The following is a 721-nucleotide window of genomic DNA, read 5'->3' on the forward strand; positions in this document are numbered from 1 at the left end:
CGTCGGCCATGGCCTCGTGGTACCAGACATCGCGGGGCGTTTGCCAGGCCACGTCACCACCGGTGCGTTTCACGGTCAGGCAGGTATGCACGCAGTCGACGCCGTCCAGCGCCTTGTCCGCATTCACTTTCAGCGGAATCGCCTTGCCACCGCGTACCCCTTCGTCGGCGGTAATCAGTGCGCAGGCTTCGGCGTTGAGGATACGGTCTTTCAGGGCTTCCGGAGAGAAGCCGCCAAACACCACAGAATGAATGGCGCCGATACGGGCGCAGGCCAGCATGGCGTAGGCCGCTTCGGGAATCATGGGCATGTAGATAACGACGCGGTCGCCTTTTTTCACGCCCCGGTTCTTGAGCACGTTAGCGAATTTGCTCACTTCCTCGAACAGCTGTTGATAACTGATGTGCTTGTCCTGATCGGGTTCGTCGCCTTCCCAGATGATCGCGGTTTGATTGGCGCGCTCAGGCAGGTGGCGATCGACGCAGTTGTAGCAGGCATTCAGGGTGGCGCCCTTGAACCAGGCCGCCCGGCCTTCACTGAAGTCCCATTCGCTGACGGTGTCCCAGGGGGTCTTCCAGTCCAGAAGCTGTTCGGCGCGCTCGGCCCAGAAGGTGTCCGGGTCGTTGATGGATTGGGCGTACCAGCGGTCGTAGGTGTCGCGGTCCATCAGGGTCTGTTTTTTATACTCGGCGGGAACAGGGTGAGTATGTACTTGGGACAT

General features: G+C 60.3%; 1 protein-coding gene. It reads right to left on the bottom strand.

From position 1 onward, the window contains the following. On the bottom strand, positions 1–721 hold a 721-nt coding region (locus A3730_RS09510), incomplete at both ends, for an AMP-binding protein (RefSeq protein ID WP_156501116.1).

This window comes from Alcanivorax sp. HI0044 (genome assembly GCF_001634945.1).